The sequence below is a fragment of the Cupriavidus sp. MEYA8 genome, assembly GCF_059278825.1.
This window is the reverse complement of the sequence record NZ_CM181222.1, coordinates 295,141-315,996: the sequence shown is the minus strand read 5'-3', so window position 1 is coordinate 315,996 and position 20,856 is coordinate 295,141. Positions and strand designations below refer to the sequence as shown.

At 66.6% G+C, this 20,856-nt stretch carries 18 protein-coding genes; 10 read left to right on the top strand and 8 right to left on the bottom strand.

Annotated features, from left to right (window positions below):
• The first annotated feature begins 4 nt into the window (after positions 1–4).
• Both AC5WJ1_RS18540 and AC5WJ1_RS18535 read left to right on the top strand, forming a co-directional pair.
• Entirely contained in the window at positions 5–1,660 is a 1,656-nt protein-coding gene (locus AC5WJ1_RS18540) for an amidohydrolase (protein ID WP_343657277.1), read from the top strand.
• A complete protein-coding gene (locus AC5WJ1_RS18535) occupies positions 1,657–2,610 on the top strand; it encodes a CobW family GTP-binding protein (protein WP_434034173.1) in 954 nt (317 codons plus the stop codon). The genes AC5WJ1_RS18540 and AC5WJ1_RS18535 overlap by 4 nt, the downstream gene beginning before the upstream one ends.
• A 29-nt stretch (positions 2,611–2,639) precedes the next feature.
• Here the strand turns inward: AC5WJ1_RS18535 and AC5WJ1_RS18530 are convergent, their stop codons facing one another.
• Positions 2,640–3,539, bottom strand: a complete 900-nt coding sequence (locus AC5WJ1_RS18530) for a LysR family transcriptional regulator (protein WP_494476993.1) — start codon at positions 3,537–3,539, stop codon at positions 2,640–2,642.
• Between the two features lie 123 nt (positions 3,540–3,662).
• Here AC5WJ1_RS18530 and AC5WJ1_RS18525 point away from each other — a divergent pair, with 123 nt between their 5' ends.
• Positions 3,663–4,412 (top strand): SDR family oxidoreductase, encoded by a 750-nt coding sequence (locus AC5WJ1_RS18525; RefSeq protein ID WP_494476865.1) that lies wholly within the window; start codon positions 3,663–3,665, stop codon positions 4,410–4,412.
• A 38-nt stretch (positions 4,413–4,450) separates the two neighbouring features.
• On the opposite strand, the gene AC5WJ1_RS18520 is transcribed toward AC5WJ1_RS18525, so the two are convergent.
• The 3 genes from AC5WJ1_RS18520 to AC5WJ1_RS18510 all read right to left on the bottom strand — a co-directional run bounded on the left by AC5WJ1_RS18520 (position 4,451) and on the right by AC5WJ1_RS18510 (position 6,724).
• A complete protein-coding gene (locus tag AC5WJ1_RS18520) occupies positions 4,451–5,350 on the bottom strand; it encodes a YihY/virulence factor BrkB family protein (RefSeq protein ID WP_494476864.1) in 900 nt (299 codons plus the stop codon).
• Between the two features lie 108 nt (positions 5,351–5,458).
• The gene (locus AC5WJ1_RS18515) at positions 5,459–5,647 is read right to left on the bottom strand and encodes a YjfB family protein (protein WP_115712842.1); all 189 of its coding nucleotides are present in this window, start codon (positions 5,645–5,647) and stop codon (positions 5,459–5,461) included.
• 135 nt (positions 5,648–5,782) lie between these two features.
• Positions 5,783–6,724, bottom strand: a complete 942-nt coding sequence (locus AC5WJ1_RS18510) for a LysR family transcriptional regulator (protein WP_133095228.1) — start codon at positions 6,722–6,724, stop codon at positions 5,783–5,785.
• 159 nt (positions 6,725–6,883) lie between these two features.
• On the opposite strand from AC5WJ1_RS18510, the gene gtdA reads away from it, so the two are divergent.
• From gtdA to AC5WJ1_RS18485, 5 genes are all read left to right on the top strand, one after another.
• Positions 6,884–7,930 carry a gentisate 1,2-dioxygenase gene (gtdA, locus tag AC5WJ1_RS18505; protein WP_494476863.1) on the top strand — a complete coding sequence of 349 codons (1,047 nt, stop codon included), beginning with the start codon at positions 6,884–6,886 and terminating at the stop codon, positions 7,928–7,930.
• A gap of 100 nt (positions 7,931–8,030) precedes the next feature.
• Positions 8,031–8,729 carry a fumarylacetoacetate hydrolase family protein gene (locus AC5WJ1_RS18500; protein ID WP_133095226.1) on the top strand — a complete coding sequence of 233 codons (699 nt, stop codon included), beginning with the start codon at positions 8,031–8,033 and terminating at the stop codon, positions 8,727–8,729.
• 35 nt (positions 8,730–8,764) lie between these two features.
• Positions 8,765–9,406, top strand: coding sequence for a maleylacetoacetate isomerase (maiA, locus tag AC5WJ1_RS18495; RefSeq protein WP_494476862.1), 642 nt, complete (start codon positions 8,765–8,767; stop codon positions 9,404–9,406).
• Between the two features lie 39 nt (positions 9,407–9,445).
• The gene (locus AC5WJ1_RS18490) at positions 9,446–10,672 is read left to right on the top strand and encodes a 3-hydroxybenzoate 6-monooxygenase (RefSeq protein WP_135703782.1); all 1,227 of its coding nucleotides are present in this window, start codon (positions 9,446–9,448) and stop codon (positions 10,670–10,672) included.
• Between the two features lie 110 nt (positions 10,673–10,782).
• A complete protein-coding gene (locus AC5WJ1_RS18485) occupies positions 10,783–12,126 on the top strand; it encodes an MFS transporter (protein ID WP_133095223.1) in 1,344 nt (447 codons plus the stop codon).
• Positions 12,127–12,296: 170 nt separating this feature from the next.
• Here the strand turns inward: AC5WJ1_RS18485 and AC5WJ1_RS18480 are convergent, their stop codons facing one another.
• The 4 genes from AC5WJ1_RS18480 to pdxR all read right to left on the bottom strand — a co-directional run bounded on the left by AC5WJ1_RS18480 (position 12,297) and on the right by pdxR (position 17,600).
• A complete protein-coding gene (locus AC5WJ1_RS18480; protein ID WP_205751607.1) occupies positions 12,297–12,674 on the bottom strand; it encodes a hypothetical protein in 378 nt (125 codons plus the stop codon).
• Positions 12,675–12,897: 223 nt separating this feature from the next.
• The gene (locus tag AC5WJ1_RS18475) at positions 12,898–14,133 is read right to left on the bottom strand and encodes a DUF2252 family protein (protein ID WP_494476992.1); all 1,236 of its coding nucleotides are present in this window, start codon (positions 14,131–14,133) and stop codon (positions 12,898–12,900) included.
• 292 nt (positions 14,134–14,425) lie between these two features.
• On the bottom strand, positions 14,426–15,844 hold the full coding sequence (locus AC5WJ1_RS18470) for an FAD-binding oxidoreductase (protein WP_133095222.1): 1,419 nt from the start codon (positions 15,842–15,844) through the stop codon (positions 14,426–14,428).
• Positions 15,845–16,004: 160 nt separating this feature from the next.
• Positions 16,005–17,600, bottom strand: coding sequence for a MocR-like pyridoxine biosynthesis transcription factor PdxR (gene pdxR / locus AC5WJ1_RS18465; RefSeq protein WP_207951222.1), 1,596 nt, complete (start codon positions 17,598–17,600; stop codon positions 16,005–16,007).
• 160 nt (positions 17,601–17,760) lie between these two features.
• Here pdxR and AC5WJ1_RS18460 point away from each other — a divergent pair, with 160 nt between their 5' ends.
• Together AC5WJ1_RS18460 and AC5WJ1_RS18455 are read left to right on the top strand one after the other, a co-directional pair.
• Positions 17,761–19,116: an ArgE/DapE family deacylase gene (locus tag AC5WJ1_RS18460; RefSeq protein ID WP_133095221.1), complete on the top strand. Its 1,356-nt coding sequence runs from the start codon at positions 17,761–17,763 to the stop codon at positions 19,114–19,116.
• 78 nt (positions 19,117–19,194) lie between these two features.
• Positions 19,195–20,799, top strand: coding sequence for an ABC transporter substrate-binding protein (locus tag AC5WJ1_RS18455; protein WP_434034169.1), 1,605 nt, complete (start codon positions 19,195–19,197; stop codon positions 20,797–20,799).
• Positions 20,800–20,856 lie beyond the last annotated feature (57 nt).

Genomic DNA, 20,856 nt, shown 5'->3' with positions numbered 1-20,856 from the left:
AGTGATGACCCACAACGACACGGCGCGCACGCAGGTATTCGTCGCGCGCAAGATCCTCACGATGGAAGTGGCTCAGCCGGAAGCGACCCATGTCGCGGTACGCGACGGGCAGATCCTTGCGGTCGGCGGCGCGGCGGAGATGACGCCATGGCCTGACGCGGTGGTGCTCGACACTTTCCGCGACAAGGTACTGATGCCCGGCATGATCGAAGGCCACTGCCACCTGATGGAAGGCGCGATGTGGGACGCGGTCTATGTCGGCTACTTCGACCGCCGCGATCCCGATGGCAGGCTTTGGCGTGGGCTGCGCACGCTGGACGAAGTCATCGAACGCCTCGCCGATGCCGCCGGCAGGCTGCAAGACCCCGACACGCCGCTGCTGGCGTGGGGTTTCGATCCCATCTACTTCGGCACCGCGCGGCTGTCGGTGCGCGAGCTGGATCGCATATCGGCGACGCGGCCAGTCGTGGTGATGCATGCCAGCGTGCACCTGATGAATGTCAATTCGGCGATGCTGGCATTGGCCGGCATCGATGAAGACACCGACATCGACGGCGTGCACAAGGACGCGGGCGGCAAGCCCACCGGCGAGCTGCAGGAGTTCGCGGCGATGTTCCCGGTGCAGCGCGTGATCGGGCGCGGCCTGTCGCTGGCTGCGGCGGAGGACGCGGAGGCGGTGCGCCGCTTCGGGCGTGTGGCGCAACTGGCCGGCGTGACCACGGCGACAGACCTGGTCAACGAGCTCTCGGCCAGGGGCCTGGAAACGCTGCATGCGGTGACGTCGGATGACGGCTTTCCGCTGCGCATCGTGCCCGCGTTCGCGCCGCAGCGCGACGCGCGGGGCGGGCCGGCACGCGTTCAGCAGGCCGCCGCCGCCGGCTCCGACAAGCTCCACTTCGGCCCGGTCAAGTTCATCGTCGATGGCTCGATCCAGGGCTTTACCGCGCGGCTGCGCGCACCCGGCTACGCCGGCGGCCAGCCCAACGGCCTGTGGCTGATCCCGCCCGAGCAGCTGCTGGACGCGTTCGCGCCGTTCCACCTGGCCGGGCTGCCGCTGCACATCCATACCAACGGCGACGAAGCCACCGAGGTCGTGCTCGACACCTTGGAAGCGCTGCTGTCGCGCCATCCGCGCGCCGACCATCGCCATACGCTGCAGCACTGCCAGCTTGCCGATGCGGCGCAGCTGGCGCGGGCGAAGCGCCTGGGGCTGTGCATCAACTTCTTCGCCAACCACCTGTACTACTGGGGCGATGCCCATGCCACGCAGACCGTGGGCCCGGAGCGCGCTGCGCGCATGAACCCTGCGGGCACCGCGCGGCGCCTCGGCATTCCGTTCGCGATCCATTCCGATGCGCCGATCACGCCTTTGAACCCGCTCTTCACCGCCTGGTGCGCGGTGCAGCGCCATAGCGCCTCGGGCCGCGACATGGGCGAGGCCGAGCGGCTGACGGTGGCGGACGCACTCCATGCGGTCACAATGGGCGCGGCCTACACGCTCGGGCTCGACCATCGCATCGGCAGCATCGCGCCTGGCAAGCTGGCCGACTTTGCCGTGCTGGAGGACGATCCCGCCACTGTGGATCCTGCGCAACTCAAGGATGTGCGCGTGTGGGGCACGGTGCTGGGCGGCCGCGTGTTCCAGGCGCCTGCGCGATGAACGCCCGGCCTCCGATCCCGCTGGTCGTCGTCGGCGGCTACCTGGGCGCGGGCAAGACCACGCTGCTGAACCGGTTGCTGGCCAATGCGCAAGGGCTGCGCATTGCCGTGCTGGTGAACGACTTCGGCGAGATCAATATCGACGCCGCGCTGATCCGAACGCGCAGCGACGATGTGATCCAACTGGAGAATGGTTGCGTGTGCTGTTCCATCGGTGGCCGGCTGGCTGAGGCCTTGCTGGCAATCGCCGACCGCGACGTGCGGCCCGACCTGCTGGTGATCGAGGCCAGCGGTGTGTCGGACCCGCAGCGCATCGCACAGATCGGCCTGCTCGATCCGGCGTTCCGGCTCAACGCGGTGCTGGTGGCGGTGGATGCCGCCGCCGTGCATGACAGCCTGCGCGACCCGCTGGTCGGCGAGATGGTGCGGCAGCAGATCGCGGGCGCATCGGTGGTGGCGCTGACCAAGACCGACCTGTGCGCTGCCGGCAGTGCAGCGGCAACGGTCGGGACCATCAGTACGCTTGCGCCGCGCGCCACGGTGCTGGAAGCCAGCGATGGCGAGCTGCCTTTGTCAGTCTTTGTCGACGCAGCCATGACGACGCCGGCTAGCACCGGCGTGCTGCAGGCGCACGCCGGCTGGCCCCGGCCCGCGCCACATGCCGGCATCCGCAGCTTCGCCTACCAGACCGGCCGCAGCTTCGACAAGGCGCGGCTACGCCAGGCGCTGTTGAGTCTGCCCGTGCGCCTGCTGCGCGCGAAGGGCCTGGTCAGGCTGGCGGCCGATCCGCGGTTGCACGAGGTTCACGTGGTCGGGGGCAGGATGCGGATGCGGTCCATGCCGCACGGCGATGCTGGCGAATTCGGTGAATTCGCGCTGGTCTTCATCGGCGCCTTCGATGCCGCGGGAGCGGATGCCATTTCCGCCAGCATGGAGTCTGCACTGGCCTGAGACAGAAGGCGTCAGGCATGGAACTCACACTATCCAAACGTCTCCGCATAAAGAGCCACCAGCCAGTCGACGAACACACGCACGCGCGGAGACAGTTGCCTGTGATGCGGATACAGTGCCGACACCGGCAGGTCCGGGCTGGGCCAGTCGCTCAGGACCTCCACGAGCCGCCCTTCGCGCAAGGCGTCGTCGACGTGGAAACGCGGCACCTGGATCAGCCCGCAGCCGCGCAAGGCGGCTATGACATAGTTCTCGGCATCGTTGACGGACATCCATCCGGCCAGCGAATACGACTGGAGTTGCCCGTTGACGTGCAGCTCCACCGGATAGCCGGGCGCGCCGCTACGCGAGAAGAATTTCACGACTTCGTGCCGGGAGAGCTGGTCGGGATGTTGCGGGGTGCCAAACGCCTTCAGGTACGCCGGACTGGCGCACACGACCTGCGGCATGAGCGCCAGGCGCCGCGCAATCAGTGAAGAGTCTCGTGGCGTGCCCGCGCGGATGACGCAATCGACGCCTTCCCGTACAAGATCCACCAGACGGTCGCCGCCGGATACCACCAGATCGATGCGCGGATAGCGTGCGCGGAATTCGTCGATGCGCGCCAGCACGATCTGCGTGGCGTGGGTACCGTGCATGTCGACACGCAAGACGCCACGCGGATTCGCCGCCACATGCTGCAGAGCCGACTCGGCGTCGTCGAGTTCAGCCAGCAGGTGGACGCAGCGCTCGTAGAACGCCTGGCCGTCGAGCGTCGGCCTGACCTGCCGCGTCGTGCGTTCGAGCAACCGGACCCCGAGCCGCGTCTCGAGCGCCTTGATGGCATGGGTGGCGGTGGCGCGCGGCATATCGAGAGCCGCCGCAGCGTGGCTGAAACTGCCCAATTCGACAATGCGGGTGAACAGTTGCAGGGAATCGAAGCGGTCCACGGGAAGGCAATTGTTGAGGCTGGTTGAATTGATATGGCGATTCTGCACCATTTATCTAGCAGAGGCGAACAACCACAATTGGCTTCAACGGCATGTCGCCTTGTCCCTCCTGGAGCCCTTCCCATGAACACCCTGACTACGAACACCAACAAAGCGGCCATTGTCACCGGCGGATCGCGCGGCATAGGCCGGGCCGTGGCCCTGCGTCTCGCGGCCGACGGCTTTGCCGTTGCGGTCGGCTATGCCGGCAACGTGGCGCACGCCCGGGACACCGTCGCGGCGATCGAAGCGGCCGGTGGCCGGGCCATCGCGATCCGGGGCGATGTCGGAAGCCCCGATGATGTAGCCCGGCTTTTTGCGGAAACAAAGGCGGCATTCGGCGGCATCGACGTGGTCGCCAACTGCGCCGGCGTGATGCCGCTGGCACCGATCGCGCCCGGCAGCCTGGCCGACTTTGACAAGGTCATTGCGACCAACCTGCGCGGCACGTTCCTGGTACTGGCTCAGGCGGCCGAAAACGTCGGCGCGGGAGGACGGATCATTGCGGTGTCGACCAGCGTCATCGCGAAGTCATTCCCGAGCTATGGGCCGTACATTGCGTCCAAGGCCGGCGTGGAGGGGCTGGTCCGCGTACTGGCCAACGAGCTGCGCGGGCGCGGTATCACCGTCAATGCCGTGGCGCCGGGGCCGGTGGCCACCGAGCTGTTTCTCGATGGCAAGAGTGCGCAGCAGATCGACCAGATCGCGCGGCTCGCTCCGCTCGAACGGCTCGGTACGCCCGAGGATATCGGTCGCGTCGTATCGTTCCTTGCTGGCGAGGATGGTGGCTGGATCAACGGGCAGGTGCTGCGCGCAAATGGGGGATTCGCATAAGCCGCCGCGCCGCACCCCTGCAATCCTCGTGGCGCACGTCAGGTATGGAACTCGCCGGTGGGAGCGTTCGAAGCAGGCGGCCGCTCCCAGCCGCTGCGTTCGAATTCCGCGATCACCTGCGCGCCGAGCAACAGCAGCGTCGCCGCGATCTCCAGGCTCAGCAGCACCACGATTGCCGTGGTCAGCGAGCCGTAGACCCGCCCCACCTGCGACAGCGTGGTGAAGTACCACACCAGCGCATGGCGCGAGATCTCCCACAGCACCGCGGCAAGCACCGCGCCGCACAGCGCATGCCGCAAGGACAGCCGGCCGACCGGCATCACCATGTAGATCGAGGTCAGCATCAGGATCTCGCCCAGGAAACCGAGCAGGTAAAGGAGCGTGGTGGAAAGCCGGTCGAGCGACCATTCATGGCCCAGTACTTCCACATGCCGTTCGCCGATCGCAATCAGCCCGCCCGAGACCACTGTCACCAGCAGCAGCCCCAGGCTCAGCACCGCGATATAGCAGTAAGGCAGCACCGCCGAGATCAGGAAATGCCGGCGCCGGATCGCGACGCGATGGACGAAGATCACCGACATGGCGTTTTCCAGCACGGTGAACGCCAGCGAACTGAAGAACAGCATCGTGCCGAGCAAGACCCAGCCGACCGTGGCGCGGGTGCGCAGGAACGACGCCAGTTCGGGCACCAGCGCGCGGGACTGTCCGGGCACGACCCACTCGAGGTAGCGTGCCAGCGTCGACAGCAACAGCTGCGGGTCGATCACATGCGACAGCGCGATCACCATCAGGATCAGCACGATCGACAGCAGCGCGTAGTAGGCCACCGCCCCGGCCAGCAACAGGCCCTGGTTCGCGCGGAACTGGACCAGCGTGCGCCACATGAAGCGCCCCGGATGACGGAGCAGGTCGCGGACGCGGGCGTCGAGAAGCTGCATGGCGGGCACCGGAGAGTGCAGGTGCCGACATTATGCGTCGGCGAGCGCCCAAGTGCCCGGCCCGCGGTGCCGCGACGCCCGCGCCGCGTCGGCTTGCGCCGCGCGAAGTCAGACCTTGACGTCGATGGTCTGGCCCAGGTGCGGCGGGTTGCTGGCCGCGACCGGCTGGGGCATGGCCTGCAGCAGTGCAGCCACGCCTTGTGCCTGCATGTCCAGCGACTTGCGCAGCATCAGCAGGCTGACCGGATCGGCGCCCGGATCGCCAGCCAGGCCGGCGGTAACGTTGGAGATTTCCATGAAGAGGGTTTCCTTGGCGAAGGTGGGGAGAGACGGCGGGATGACCGCCAACACCCAATGACGGCCGCGGCCGCCCAACCTTGAGCGCCGCGGGCACGGGCGACATTCCTATGGGTTATCCATGGGTTATCGCCCCTACGCCAGCGGCGCCTCCGCCGGCACCTGCTGTGCCCCCGCCGCCCGCCGCAGGCAGTCCAGCATCGCCGCCACCGCCGCGCGCGACTCGCCATCCGCGCGCCAGTACATCGACACCGAGCCGAACCCCGCCAGCCGTAGCGGCACGATGCGCAGCGCGCCCAGTTCTTCCAGCCGGCGCGCGGTGCGGTGCGAAGCCAGCCCGACCATGTCGCTGTTGTTGAACAGGGTCAGGTTCAGCACGGTGGAATTGCTCTCGACGCAGTCCGCCGGCAGCGCGCGCCCGGCGCTGGCGAGCGCGCCTTCCAGCGCATTGCGGATCGGCGTGCCGCGCGGCCAGACCACCCAGCGGTGGCGGTACAGGTCTTCCCACGCCACCTTGCCGCCCTGCAGCAGGGGGTGCCGTGGCCGGGCGACGAAGTGGATGGGCTCCATGTAGAGCGATTCGGTCCGCATCTGCGCATCCTGCAACTCCGGCGCCGAACGGCCCACGACGATATCCAGCTCGCTGCGCGCGAGTTGCCCCATCAGCCGGTCCATGGTGGTTTCCAGCAGCCGCACGCTGGCGCGCGGCATCTGCTGCAGCAATTGCAGCGCGGCCAGCGGCACCGTGTCTGCCGCCGAGGCCCCGGACGTGCCCACCACCACCAGCCCGCTGCCGCCGTCGCGCATGGCCTGCAGGTCGTCGCGGGCGGTGTCGAGCTGGGCCTCGATCCGGCGCGCGTGCTCGATCAGCGACTCGCCGTAGGGCGTGGGCCGCAGGCCGCGCGCCTGGCGCTCGAACAGCGGCAGGCCGATATCGTCCTCGAGATCCTTCAGCCACTTGGAAAGCCCGGGCTGGGTGGTGTTCAGCATGGCGGCGGACTGGCTCATATTTCCGGTCTCGGCCAGGCTCAGCAGCATCTGCAGGTTGCGCAGGCGCAGTCTCTGGGTCCAATCCATGGGTGTGACCTATACGGTAAATCGTATCGATAAGATGAGAACTTCATTTCAAATCTTATAGGGCGCGGCGTATAACGACAACACACAGACGGTGCGCAGTGATACAGGCACCCACCTAAAGCGCTCTCAAAACGCCCTGTACGAAGTTACGGAGACAGCATGTCCGAGCACACCCCAGACCCGGCCCGCGTGGCCTACTACGAAGAAATCGGCCGCAGCCACATGACCCCGCTGTGGGAGTCGCTGCACGCCCTGGTGCCGCCGCAGCCGCGCCCGCAGATCGTCCCCGCCATCTGGAAGTACGCGCAGATCCGCCCGCTGGTAATGCAGGCCGGTGGCGTCATCAGCGCCGAGGAAGCGGTGCGCCGCGTGCTGGTGCTGGAGAACCCTGGCATCCCCGGCAAGTCCAGCATCACCTCCACGCTCTACGCGGGCCTGCAGCTGATCCTGCCGGGCGAGATTGCCCCCAGCCACCGCCATACGCAGTCGGCGCTTCGCTTTATCGTCGAAGGCAAGGGCGCCTGGACCGCCGTCAACGGCGAGCGCACCACCATGCATCCCGGCGATTTCATCATCACGCCGTCGTGGACCTGGCATGACCATGGCAACCCCAGCGTGGAAGACGGCGGCGAGCCGGTAGTGTGGCTCGATGGCCTGGACATTCCGCTGGTGCAGCAGTTCGACGCCGGCTTTGCCGAGAACTACCCCGAGTCGCAGCAGCCCGTGACCCGCGCCGAAGGCGACAGCTTTGCCCGCTTCGGCCACAACATGGTGCCGGTGCGGCACCGCGTGACCGATCCCACTTCGCCTGTCTTCAGCTACCCGTATGCCCGTTCGCGCGAAGCGCTGGACCAGCTCTACCGCAACGGCGAACTCGATCCCTGGGACGGCGTCAAGCTGCGCTATGTCAACCCGGCCACCGGCGGCTGGCCGATGCCGACCATCGCCACCTTCATGCAATACCTGCCCGCGGGCTTCCAGGGCAAGACCTACCGCAGCACCGACGCCACCGTGTACAGCGTGGTGGAAGGGCGCGGCACGGTGCGCATCGGCGATGCGCAGTTCCAGTTCGAGCCGCGCGACGTGTTCGTGGCGCCGTCGTGGGCGCCGGTGCAGCTCGGCGCGCTGGAAGACGCCGTGCTGTTCAGCTATTCCGACCGCCCGGTGCTGTCCGCGCTGAACCTGCTGCGCGAATCGCGCACCTGAACCCGACCACCCCGACTACCCTGACCAATGCCGCCGCGCGCGGTGCCGGCCGGCACCGCCGTGCCGGCGCTCACCCGACAGATCCCTGGAAGCCTTGAACATGTCCTACGTCTTCACGCCCCCCGCCACCGTTGCCATCCCCGTTGCCGGCAGCGATGACCAGTTCGCCGTGCGCCGCGTCTACTGCGTGGGCCGCAACTATGCCGCCCACGCCCGCGAAATGGGCTTCGATCCCGACCGCGAGCCGCCGTTCTTCTTCTGCAAGCCGGCCGACGCCATTGTCCCGGTGCAGGCCGGCACCACGCTCGACCTGCCGTACCCCGCGCAGACGCAGAACTATCACTACGAGGCCGAGCTGGTGGCCGTGATCGGCAAGGGCGGCTCGGATATCCCGGTCGAGCAGGCGCTCGATCACGTGTGGGGCTACGCCGTCGGCCTCGACATGACCCGCCGCGACCTGCAGATGAAGATGCGCGAGATGGGCCGCCCGTGGGAAATCGGCAAGGCCTTCGACGCCTCGGCGCCGGTCGGCCCGATCCACCGCGCCAGCGACATCGGCCACCCGCAGCAGGCCGGCCTGTGGCTGACGGTCAACGGCGAGACCAAACAGCGCAGCACCGTCGCCCACCTGATCTGGTCGGTGGCCGAGACCGTGGCCTACCTGTCGCAATTCTTCCGCCTGGAACCGGGCGACGTCATCTTCACCGGCACGCCCGAAGGCGTGGGCGCGGTTAAGGCCGGCGACACCATGGTCACCGGCGTCGACGGGCTGGGCGAATTGACCGTGCGCGTGGTCTGACTTCACGCCACGCACAGCACACAGGCAATCCGATCATGCAGCTCTACAGTTTCTTCAACAGCTCGACGTCCTATCGCGTACGCATCGCGCTGGCCCTCAAGGGCCTGCCGTACGACTACCTCGGCGTCAATATCCGCGCCGGCCAGCACTGTGAGGCGGAGTATGTCGATGGTATCAACCCGTCCGCTTCCGTGCCCGCGTTGGTCGATGGCGAATTCACGTTGGGCCAGTCGTTCGCGATCATCGACTACCTGGACGCGCGCCATCCCGAGCCGCGCCTGCTGCCTCAGGATCCTGGGCAACGCGCACGCGTGCTGGAGCTGTCGATGCTGATCGGCTGCGATATCCACCCGGTCAACAACCTGCGCGTGCTGCGCTACCTGCAGGACACGCTGAAGGTCACGCCCGGGCAGAAGGACGCCTGGTACCGCCACTGGATCGACGAAGGCATGGCCGGCGTCGAGCGGCTGCTTGCGCGCCACGGCCATGGCAAGTGGTGCTTCGGCAATGCGCCCACGCTGGCCGACGTCACGCTGGTGCCGCAGGTGGCCAACGCGCTGCGCATGGGCTGCGACCTTGGCCGCTACGAGCGCGCGATGGCCGTCTACGCACACGCCAGCGCCAATCCCGCTTTCGCCCAGGCCGCTCCCGCGCGCCAGCCCGACTACACCGCCTAAGCACCGCCTGACGCCAGCGGCGCAGGCCAGGAGACAGACATGAGCAGCACCCTCAACGCGACCAATAACGCGACCGGCAAGGTCCTCATCATCGGCGGCGGCATCGGCGGCCTGGCCGCGGCGCTGGCGCTGGCACGCCAGGGCATCCGCATCGAACTGCTGGAGCAGGCCGAGCAGATCGGCGAGATCGGCGCCGGCATCCAGCTGGCCGCCAACGCCTTCGCCGCGCTCGACGCGCTGGGCGTGGGCGAGGCCGCGCGCGGCCGCGCCGTCTTTACCGACTACCTCAGCCTGCGCGACGCCATCGACACCAGCGTCATCGCGCAGGTCGATGTCGGACAGGCGTACCGCGAGCGCTTCGGCAACCCGTATGCGGTCATCCATCGCGCCGACATCCACCTGTCGATCCTGGAAGCGGTGCAGGACCACCCGCTGATCACCTTCCGCACCAGCACGCGGGTCGAGCAACTGCTGCAGGACGATCACGGCGTCACCGTGATCGACCAGCATGGCGAGCACCACCGCGGCGACGCGGTGATCGGCTGCGACGGCGTCAAGTCCGCGATCCGCCAGGCACTGATCGGCGACGAGGCGCGCGTGACCGGGCACGTGGTCTACCGCGCGGTGGTCGACGTGGCCAACATGCCGCAGGACCTGCAGGTCAACGCCCCGGTGGTGTGGGCCGGCCCGCACTGCCACCTGGTGCACTACCCGCTGCGCGGCGGCCAGCAATACAACCTGGTGGTGACCTTCCACAGCCGCGAACAGGAAAGCTGGGGCGTGCGCGACGGCAGCAAGGAAGAAGTGCTGTCGTACTTCGAGGGCATCCACCCGCTGCCGCACCAGATGCTGGACCGCCCGACTTCATGGAAGCGCTGGGCCACCGCCGACCGCGACCCGGTCGAGCGCTGGAGCTTCGGCCGCGCCACCATCCTTGGCGATGCCGCGCATCCGATGACGCAGTACGTGGCGCAGGGCGCCTGCCAGGCGCTGGAAGATGCCGTGACGCTGGGCGCCGCGGTGAAAGCCGCGGATGGCGATTACGCCGGGGCCTTCAAGTTATACGAGCAGGCCCGCATCCCGCGCACCGCGCGCGTGCTCTATGCCGCGCGCGACATGGGCCGCGTCTACCACGCCAAGGGCGTCGACCGCCTGGTGCGCAACAGCCTGTGGACGGGCCGTACGCAGGCGCAGTTCTACGACGCGCTGCAATGGCTGCACGGCTGGCGCGCCGACAAATGCCTGAGCCCCACACCCTGGCTGTAAAGCACTGAACGCGGCCTTCTTTCCGCGCTGAAAACCCTGATAGCGAGCTGGCCGCCGACGAAGCCGCCGGCCCTCTCTCGCCCTGAATCTGGCAACAAGGAGGAGACACCATGCCTGCCAGCCAACCGCTCAACGTCACCGCGTTCATCGACCGCCAGCCGCTGTCGGCGTTCCAGGTGACCATCGTCGTACTGTGCTTCCTAATCGTTGCCGTCGACGGCTTCGATACCGCCGCGATCGGCTTTATCGCGCCCGCCATCCGCGCGGAATGGCAGCTGACGCCGGCACAGCTCGCGCCGCTGTTCGGCGCCGGGCTGGGCGGCCTGATGGCCGGCGCTTTCCTGTTCGGTCCGCTCGCCGATCGGTTCGGCCGCAAGGGCGTGCTGGTGCTGTCGGTGCTGTTCTTCGGCGCGGCCAGCCTGGCTTCGGCGTGGTCGCAAGACCTGTGGACGCTGGTGCTGCTGCGTTTCCTGACCGGGCTTGGCCTCGGTGGCGCCATGCCCAACGCGATCACGCTGACCTCCGAGTTCTGCCCGGACAAACGCCGCTCCTTCCTGGTCACCACCATGTTCTGCGGCTTCACGCTGGGCTCCGCCTTGGGCGGCCTGGCCTCGGCCGGGCTGATCGACGCCTTCGGCTGGCGCTCGGTGCTGGTCGCCGGCGGCGTGCTGCCGCTGCTGCTGGCGGTGGCGCTGGTCTGGATGCTGCCGGAATCGGTGCGCTACCTGGTGATGACCGGCAAGTCGCGCGAGCGCATCGTCGCCACGCTGCAGAAGATCGCCCCGCTTGAAGACCTGCGCAGCGCCACCTTCGCAATCAGCGAGCAGCGCGCCACCACCTCGCCGGTGCGGCACCTGTTCCGCCCCGAGCTGCTGCGCGGCACGCTGCTGTTCTGGCTGACGTTCTTCATGAGCCTGCTGGTGATCTACCTGCTGTCGAGCTGGCTGCCGACGCTGCTGCGCGGCACCGGGCATTCGCTGCGCACCGCGGCACTGGTCACTACCATGTTCCAGGTCGGCGGCACCGTGGGCGCGATCGCGCTGGGCTGGCTGATGGACCGGATCAATCCGCACTATGTGCTCGCTTCCAGCTATTCGCTGGCAGCGGTGTGCATCGCGGCGGTGGGCAGCTTTGCGTCCGAGCCGGTTGCCGCGGGCATTGCGGTGTTCCTGGCGGGGTTCTGCATCTCCGGGTCGCAGGTGGGTGCCAATGCGCTGTCGGCCAGTTTCTATCCGACGGATTGCCGCGCGACCGGTGTGAGCTGGGCCAACGGGGTCGGGCGCATTGGCTCCGTGGTGGGTTCCGTGGGCGGCGCGACGATGTTGTCTATGGGGCTGGGGATGCCGGCGCTGTTCGTGCTGGTCGGGGTGCCGGCGCTGGTGGCAGGGATGTCGATGTTCTCGCTGGGGGTGGTCAGGCGGGAAAGGGCGGCGGAGAGGAAGCTGGCGGTCTGACCTGGCTGCTGTCCTTAAATATAGTGCCGGGGCATGTCTGGCGGGACGGACTGTGGCATTGCAGACCTCGTCGCCGGCGAAAGGAAGCGTGCTTGTGCATGGTTAGTTCGTGCCGATGCCAATGACGGCAGGGGTTCCAGCCGCGCCAGCAGATGCTGGCAGACGCGCATTCAATTCCCGGACTTGCTGCTGGACTCCCGGCGCTCCTCCACATACTCCTGGCAGCCCTCAACAAAGGTTTGGGAGTCGCCGGTGCAGTCGTTGGGATCTGAGATATCGTTGTCCGCCGCCCAGTAGTAGCCGGCTTCATGCCCAGAGCAGTCCTGCGCGCAGCGGGAACCTGAGAAACTTTCACCGCCGGCTTCGGCCTGCGTCGGGCGGGGCACGTGAGTGTCGAACCGGCGTTTCATTTCAGCGACGGCCACGCCTTGGTCGGCCGCAATGGCTGGCAAGAACTGGTCTCGGTAAGTTTCCCAGATAAGAACTTGCTCTTCGGGAGTGGCCTTTTCAAATCCAGCCTTGGCTTTGAACTTATTCCAGTCAAGCACAGCAGGGGAACGTGCCTCGGCTGACGCTGCCGCCGCTGATGCTGCGGAGCCTGTTGCGCTGGATCGCGCTGGATCAGCGGGCCGGTGGTCACATGCAGCGAGGCAAATCAGACTCACGGCCAACAGCCAAGCGTTCATTTTTCCCCTCGTCCTCAATCTTCGATCCTGGCCGGGATCGCAGCGACCCAGCCGAAATAGCGATCCGCAGCAACAGTAGCGGAACTCAACGCCAAGACCGCAGACAACTTTTCGCATGCCGGCGGCAATGTTCCAGATAGGCGATCTGATGAATTGCCAGCAGCTCAATCACACTCTTCCACAGCCAGTTCGGAATATTCGTGGATCGCGACCGGGCGGAATGCATCGCTTTTCGCCACGCACGCCTGTCGTCTGCCCCTAGCTGGCGTGCGTGGGCCTTTCCAACGACCGCGCCCAGATAACGCGAGATTTCCATGGCCTCCCGGCGTGCGAGCTGCTCCATGTCGAGCTTCAGGTCCTGAGGCAATAGCTCCCGTACAACGACCGAACGTTCCAGGAGCCGTGCCGGGCACATGCGTGTACCAAGGAATGGCGAAAGATGAACGGCGCCGGCAACAACACGTTCAGCGTTGTCGCGAGGCATCTCTGCATTTCTGACCCGAGGCGCGGCGGCTGAAACGCCTTCCTTTATATCTATAAGGCACAGATCGTCCCCATCAAGCATCTCACCGTCGACGTCCAGCAATACGGCATATCGCAGCCGTCCAAGGGAACTGCAGCCTTTCACCCAGTAGGCGGCGTCCAGGACAGACACGTCGCATCCATTGAGACGACTTTTCAGGCACGTGGCCAGCGCGGCCAGCTTGCTTTGCTCAAACAACGCCTTCAGTGCCTTGCGCTCCGCACTGCCAAGGGGCCAGAATCGCCTGCCTAGCGGTATTGCCGGAGTGGTATCCCGGATTCGCTCCCGGGCAAGTTGCTGCGATGTCCGGTGCAAGGCTTTTCTTACCGTAACCTTGAGCGAAGGGGGCATTTCGCTAATGTCCTGGCGCTGCGCACCAGGGCCGAAGGCACTCTCATAGCCCTCGGCCAGCGCCTCCATCATCTGCAGTATGGTGATGCCCGGCAGATCGGAGCCGCGCGCCGCCGTGGCGAGAGACAAAGCCAGTCTCAGCACGTCATGGATGGGATTGCCAATGACAGTCTGGTCGAGATCGCGGATCTGGATCTCCACTTTGCCGTCAGCAGCGGCCACTGGGCCGAGATTTCCGGTGTGGCAATCTCCGCAAATCCAGACAGAAGGGCCCTCGGGCAGGTTGGAGGCAGCGGTTTCATTCACCCATTCATAGAAGCGTGCGGTGCTGCCACGGACATAGGCGTGCGCTGAGGCGGCCATCTTACGGTGACGCCTCGAAGTGAGAAGGGCTGTCCTTCTCCGAGCCGTCTTGGGCGGGACGAAAGTTGGCAATTTAGCCCCCATGAATATATGAGCGGTCTGTCGCGGCCCCAATTTGCCTTCGTTGCTTTCGTCCTCTGAGACCATCGTCGCCAACTGGCAGACCACCGGACAACGCTGGCTATGAATGGTGGCATCTCCTGATGCCTAAATGTGTTCTAGGCGAGCGTGGGTGATCTGTCTGTCGGACAACCTCTCACCTTCGCGTCGGCGCCTCGCTCAGCGAAAAGGCGCCACGCGTCTCGCCTGCCCAGCTCCCCGGAACTCTTAGCCATGGCGGCAGGAAACGCTGGTGCGTGGCAAGCCTGATTCGGTGTCAGCCCACGTCAATCACCCGCCCCGGGCACAGGATCAGGTTCGGATCCAGCGACCGCTTGAGCAGCCGCATCAACCCGAGCGCCTCAGGTGTGCGCGAATGCCCGAGGAATGGCTTCTTGTGCGTGCCGATGCCATGCTCGGCGGAAATGCTGCCGTCGAACTCGCGCACCGTGGGGTAGAGCACCTCGCTGATCTCATGCTCGGGAAAGTCCTCGGCCGTCGCGCCGGGAAGATAAACGCTGACATGCAGGTTGCTGTCGCCCACATGGCCGAAGTTGACCAGTTCGGCGTGCGGCCAGCGCGCCAGCACAGCCCCGCGCAGGCTCTCGGCGAAGCGGCCGATCTGGCCGATCGGCAGGCTCACGTCGTAGGCGGCATTGGGCGCCCACATCACCGGGAACTCGGCGACCGCGTCGCGCAGCTTCCAGAAGCTCTCGGCCTCCTTCTCGCTGGAGGCCACCGCGGCGTCGCTGATCAGGCCGGCTTCCATCGCCGTTTCCAGCATGGATTCGAAGGCCGCGCCATCCTGTTCGGCATCGTTGCCCTGCAGGTCCACGAGCACATAGAACGGCGAGCCTGCCGGCAGCGGCGCGCGCACGCCGGGCACGCGTGTCGTCACCAGTTCATAGAAATCGGCCCACATCGCCTCGAATGCCGAGACGCGGCCGGACAGGCGGCGTTGCGCATGGCGCAGCAGCGCCACCACGTCTTCGTAGCTGCGCAGCGCGCACACGGCGGTCTGCGTGCAGTTCGGTAGTGGTGCCAGGCGCAGCACGGCGCGCGTAATCACGCCAAGCGTGCCTTCGCTGCCGACAAATAGCTGGCGCAGGTCGTAGCCGGCGTTGTTCTTCTGCATCTTGTTGAGCGAGCTGACCACGGTGCCGTCGGCCAGCACCGCCTCCAGCCCGAGCACCTGCTCGCGCATCATGCCGTAGCGGATCACGCGGTTGCCGCCCGCATTGGTGGCGATATTGCCGCCGATCTGGCAGCTGCCGCGCGCGCCCAGGTCCACCGGAAAGAGCCAGTCCGCCGCGCGCGCGGCATCCTGCGCGGCCTGCAGCGTGGTGCCGGCCAGCACGGTCATGGTGCCGGCCTGCGCATCGATCTCTTCCACGCCGCGCATGCGCTCGAGCGACAGCACCAGTTCGCCGCCGGCAGGCGTGGCGGCGCCCGCCAGGCCGGTCAGCCCACCTTGCGGCACCACCGGCTGCCGGTGGCGGTTGCAGATGGCCAGCACCGCCGACACCTCGGCCGTGCTGCGCGGCCGCGCCACCGCGAGCGGCGGCTGCGGGTCCAGCGGCGCGTACCAGTCCTTGCGGAAGCGGGTTTCGATGGCATCGCCAATTTGGAGGCCGGCGGGATCGAGGACGCCGGCCAGTTCGGCCAGCAGGGCGGAGGGGTCTTGCACGGGTGCCATCGGGGTCTTTCCGGTTAAGGGAGTCGGTAGAGTTGCGAGAGCGGGGAAGAGGGCTCAGGGGCAGCGGAGAATGCTAGGGCAAGGCCGCGCACGATGATAAGAGCCAATCGGCGCCGGCACGGTGGCACCACGCCTCGCGCCCCGGCTTCACGTGCTTATCTTATGCACCGCTCCATGCTTCGTTGTTGATGCGCGCGCTGAACTCGCGCGGCGGCTGGCGCGTGCGGGCCAGGTGCTCCAGGGCAGGCTCGATGACTTCGGCAAGCTTGTGGAAGGCGGGGCCGATGTCACCCTCCGGCACGCAGGCGTAGCCCAGCAGCAGCCCCTGCCGTGCCCGCTGCTCGTCGCTGTAGTAGCGCGACAGCGGACGTGCCGACAGGCCCTGCGTGCGCGCCGCCATGCTGATGCCGAGATCGTCGGCGCCCGGCGGCAGGTGCATCACCAGGTGCAGCCCGGCCTCGTGCGTGGAAGTAGGCCAGTCCTGGCCGAAGCGCTTGGCGATGGCCTCGCGCAGCAGGCCCTGGCGCTGCGCATAGCGCTGGCGCATGCGGCGCAGGTGCGTGGCGTAATGGCCTTCCTCGATAAAGTCGGCGAGCACCGCCTGCTGCATCAGCTGCCCCTCGCGGAACAGTTCCGACAGGCCGGTGGCGAAGTGCGGCGCCAGCGGCTTGGGCAGCACCATGAAGCCCATGCGCAGCCCGGGAAAGAGTGTCTTGGAGAAGGTGCCCATGTAGATCACCCGGTCGTGCTCGTCCAGGCCCTGCAGCGAAGCCAGCGGCCGCCCCTCGAAGCGGAACTCGCTGTCATAGTCGTCTTCGACGATCCACGCGCCGCGCTGCCGCGCGTATTCCAGCAGCATGCGCCGCCGGGTCAGGCTCATCACGGTGCCGAGCGGGTACTGGTGCGAGGGCGTCGCAAAGATAAAGCGCGGCGGATCCTGCAGCGTGGCGGCGTCGGGCGCGATGCCCTCGTCATCCACCGGCACGGGAATCACGTCGACGCCCGCGTTGGTCAGCAGGCTGCGCGTGCCCCAGTAGCCCGGGTCCTCCATCCACGCCTTGTCGCCCGGATCCGCCAGCAGGCGCGCGATCAGGTCGATGGCCTGGTGGATGCCGGTGGTCAGGATGATCTGCTCGGGCTCGCAGCGCACCGCGCGCGCCAGCCGCAGGTGCTCGGCCAGCACGCGCCGCAGCGGCATATAGCCGCCGTGGTGGGCGTAAGTCAGCAATTCCGGACGCGGATTGCGCCAGTGCTTGTTCAGCAGCCGGGCCCAGGTCGCATGCGGAAACAGCGAAACATCGGGCACGCCCGCCATGAATGCGCCCCATTGCCGGTCCGACGCACCGGCATTGGACACGAGATGCATCCCGCGCCGCGACAGATCGAAGCGGTTCGAGTTTTGCTGCACTGCAGGCACAGTCGTGGTGCCAATCCCGGCACCGGCCTTGTGCAATGCACTATGGTCGGGAAAAGTCTGCGAGACAAAGGTGCCACGTCCGGTCGATGCGGTGACATAGCCTTCCGCCAGCAACTGCTCATACGCGTACAAAACGGTATTGCGGGAAACCCCAATCTCAGCCGCCAGCAGCCGCGACGCGGGCAGCTTGCTGCCCGCGGAGATAGAGCCAGCAAGGATTTCCTGACGAATCAGCTCATACAGCTGGCGGTTCATATGCGTCCCGTTGCGCTCCGCCTGCGTCCCCGCCGGACGTTCCAGCCGCTGCAGCAACAACTCGGACAGAATCGTTTCCTTCAAAGTGGCTCCAGCAAATATCGTGAATATGGACCTACCTATGGTACCAACGATCGTTTAATTTTCCATCCGTGGTCGGCGTCATCGCGAAGTTTTTGTCAGTGGCGCCCGATGCGTTGGCATTGCGTCCCCTTCATGCGTCCCCATCGCCAGGAGAGTTTTCATGTCAGGTCCCGATTCCCTCACGGTCAGTCCGGCCTCCGTACCGGCCGCGGTACCCACCACCGCTGAACTCTCGCAGGCCGTGCGCGAACTCCTGCCCTATATGGTCGAGACGCTGTCCGGCTTCGTGGCGGCCAAAAGCCCGTCTGGCGAAGAGCAGCCCGCGGCGGACTTCATCGAAGGCGCGCTGGCCGAACTGGGCCTGGCTTCCGAGCGCATCGCGCTGCGCACCGAGGACATCCGCCACCTGCCGATGTATTCGCCCGCTTGCTGCCCGGATGGCGGCCGCTACAACCTGCTGGCGACGCACCGGCCCAGCCGCAGGGGTGGGCGCTCGGTGCTGTTCAACGGCCATCTCGACGTGGTGCCGACCGGTCCGGAATCGATGTGGAGCCAGTCGCCGTTCGCGCCGGTGGTGAAGGACGGCTGGCTCTACGGCCGCGGCGCCGGCGACATGAAGGGCGGCATCGTGTGCGCGCTGGCCGCGTTCAAGGCGCTTGCCAGGCTGGGCCTGCAGCCGGCCGGCGCGGTCGGCTTCAATGCCGTGCTGGAAGAAGAGAACACCGGCAACGGCGCGCTGGCCACGGTAGCGGCGCTGCGCAGCGCGGTCGGTGCCGGCAAGCTGGCGTCCTTCGACACCGTGATCATTCCCGAGCCGCTGGGCGAAAGCCTGATGAGCGCGCAGGTCGGCGTGTTCTGGATGTTCATCGAGCTGACCGGCAAGCCGGCGCACGCGGCCTATATGACCAGTGGCGTGAACCCGGTCGAGGCCGGCATCGCGGTGATGGAAGACCTGCGCCAGCTGGAGGCGGAATGGAACCGCCCGGAACACCGGCCGGCCGCATATCGCGACCACGCCCACCCGATCAACTTCAATCTCGGCCAGATCCAGGGCGGCGAGTGGAACTCTTCGGTGCCGTGCACCTGCACGCTGGGCGTGCGCATCGGCTTCTTCCCGAATATGAATATCGACGAGGCCAAGGCCACGGTGGCAGCGCGCATCCGCGCCACGGTGGAACGCCTGGCCAGCAATCTCGAGCTGCGCATCCGCTATGAAGGCTTCCACGCCCCCGGCTGCGAATTCGATCTCGACGTGCCCAGCATGCAGGCGCTGGGCGAAGCGCACCGCAAGGTCAACGGCACGCCGATCCGCCGCGAGGCGACCACGGCGACCACCGATGCCCGGCATTTCCGCATCGGCCTGGAAACGCCGGTGACCTGCTACGGGCCCGAGGCCCGCAATATCCACGGCATCGACGAATCGGTGTCGCTGGAAAGCATGGTGCGAGTGACCACGACGCTGGCCCAGTTCCTGGTGGACTGGTGCGGCGTGGAACCGGCCGGCGACGCGGCCTGAAGAAGCCGCGCGCAAGCACAACCGGCGCTGCCATCCCGAAGCCATCACCAAAAACGAGCCAAACTGAGGAACTGCCCGATGAACCGATTCACGATGCGACTGACCAAGAGCGTGCTGTCGATGGCCTTTGCCGCCGCCGGCCTCTCGCTGCTGCCGCTGGCATTGCCTGCGGGCCATGCCATCGCCCAGACCAAGGGCGGCACGCTGTCCGGTATCGTCCAGCCCGAGCCGCCGATCCTGGTGAGCGCGATGAACTCGCAGGCGCCGACCCAGTACGTCGCCGGCAAGATCTACCAGGGCCTGCTGACCTACAGCCCCGACCTGAAGCCGCAGCCGGAACTGGCGAAGTCGTGGACCATCTCGCCGGACGGCCTGACCTACACCTTCGAGCTGCAGAAGGGCGTGAAGTGGCATGACGGCAAGCCCTTCACCTCGGCCGACGTGGTGTTCTCGATCGACAAGATGCTGCGCGACGTGCACGTGCGCACGCGCGCGGTCATCAACAAGTACATGGCCTCGATCCGCGCGGTGAACGACAGCACCGTCGAGATCAAGCTCAAGGAGCCGTTCCCGCCGTTTATCTCGATGTTCGAGACCGGCACCATGCCGATGATGCCCAGGCACATCTACGACGGCACCGACTACCGCAACAACCCGGCCAACCAGAAGCCGGTCGGCACCGGCCCCTTCATGTTCAAGGAGTGGAAGAAAGGCGCCTATATCAAGCTGGCGAAGAACCCCAACTACTGGAAGCCGGGCAAGCCTTACCTGGATGAGCTGGTGTTCTACGTGATCCCGGATTCCGCCTCGCGCGCCGTGGCCTTCGAGAAGGGCGACGTGCAGGTGCTGCGCGGCGGCGATATCGACAACGTCGACGTCAAGCGCCTGCGCGCACTGCCCAACGTGGAGTACACCACCAAGGGCTGGGAAATGTTCTCGCCGATGGCCAGCATGCTGCTCAACGAGCGCAAGCCGCCGTTCGACAACGTGAAGGTGCGCCAGGCGGTGATGCACGTGCTCAACCGCAAGATGATCGTCAACAACATCTTCTTCGGCATGGGCAAGCCGGCGGTCAGCCCGTTCTCGTCGACCACGCTGTTCTTCGACAAGAACATGCCCGAGTACGACTTCAACCTGAAGAAGGCGCGCGAGCTGGTCAAGGCATCGGGCGTGGACGTGGGCAAGTACCCGGTCAAGATCCTGTCGACCTCGTATGGCGCCAACTGGGACCGCCTGGACGAGTACGTCAAGCAGATGCTCGAGCAGCTCGGCTTCAAGGTCAGCATCGAGTCGGCCGATGCCGGCACCTGGTCGGCGCGCGTCAGCAACTGGGAGTTCGACCTGACCACCACCTACACCTACCAGTACGGCGACCCCGCGCTGGGCGTGGAGCGGCTCTACGTGACGCGCAATATTGTCAAGGGCACGCCGTTCGCCAACGTGCAGGGCTACAGCAATCCGAAGGCTGACGAATTGTGGGCCAAGGCCGGCTCGACCATGGACATCGCGGAGCGCCAGAAGCTGTACAGCGAGCTGCAGAAGATCCTGGTGACCGACGTGGCCAACGCCAACCTGTTCGAGGTGGAGTTCCCCACGCTGTACCGCAAGCACGTCAAGAACCTCGTGACCACCGCCATCGGCCTGAACGAGTCCTTCGACAACGTCTCGATCGAGAAGAACTGAGCGAGACCGGAGCCACTGCCCGCGCCTGAGGCGGCGCGGGCAGCCAGACCTGAAGCC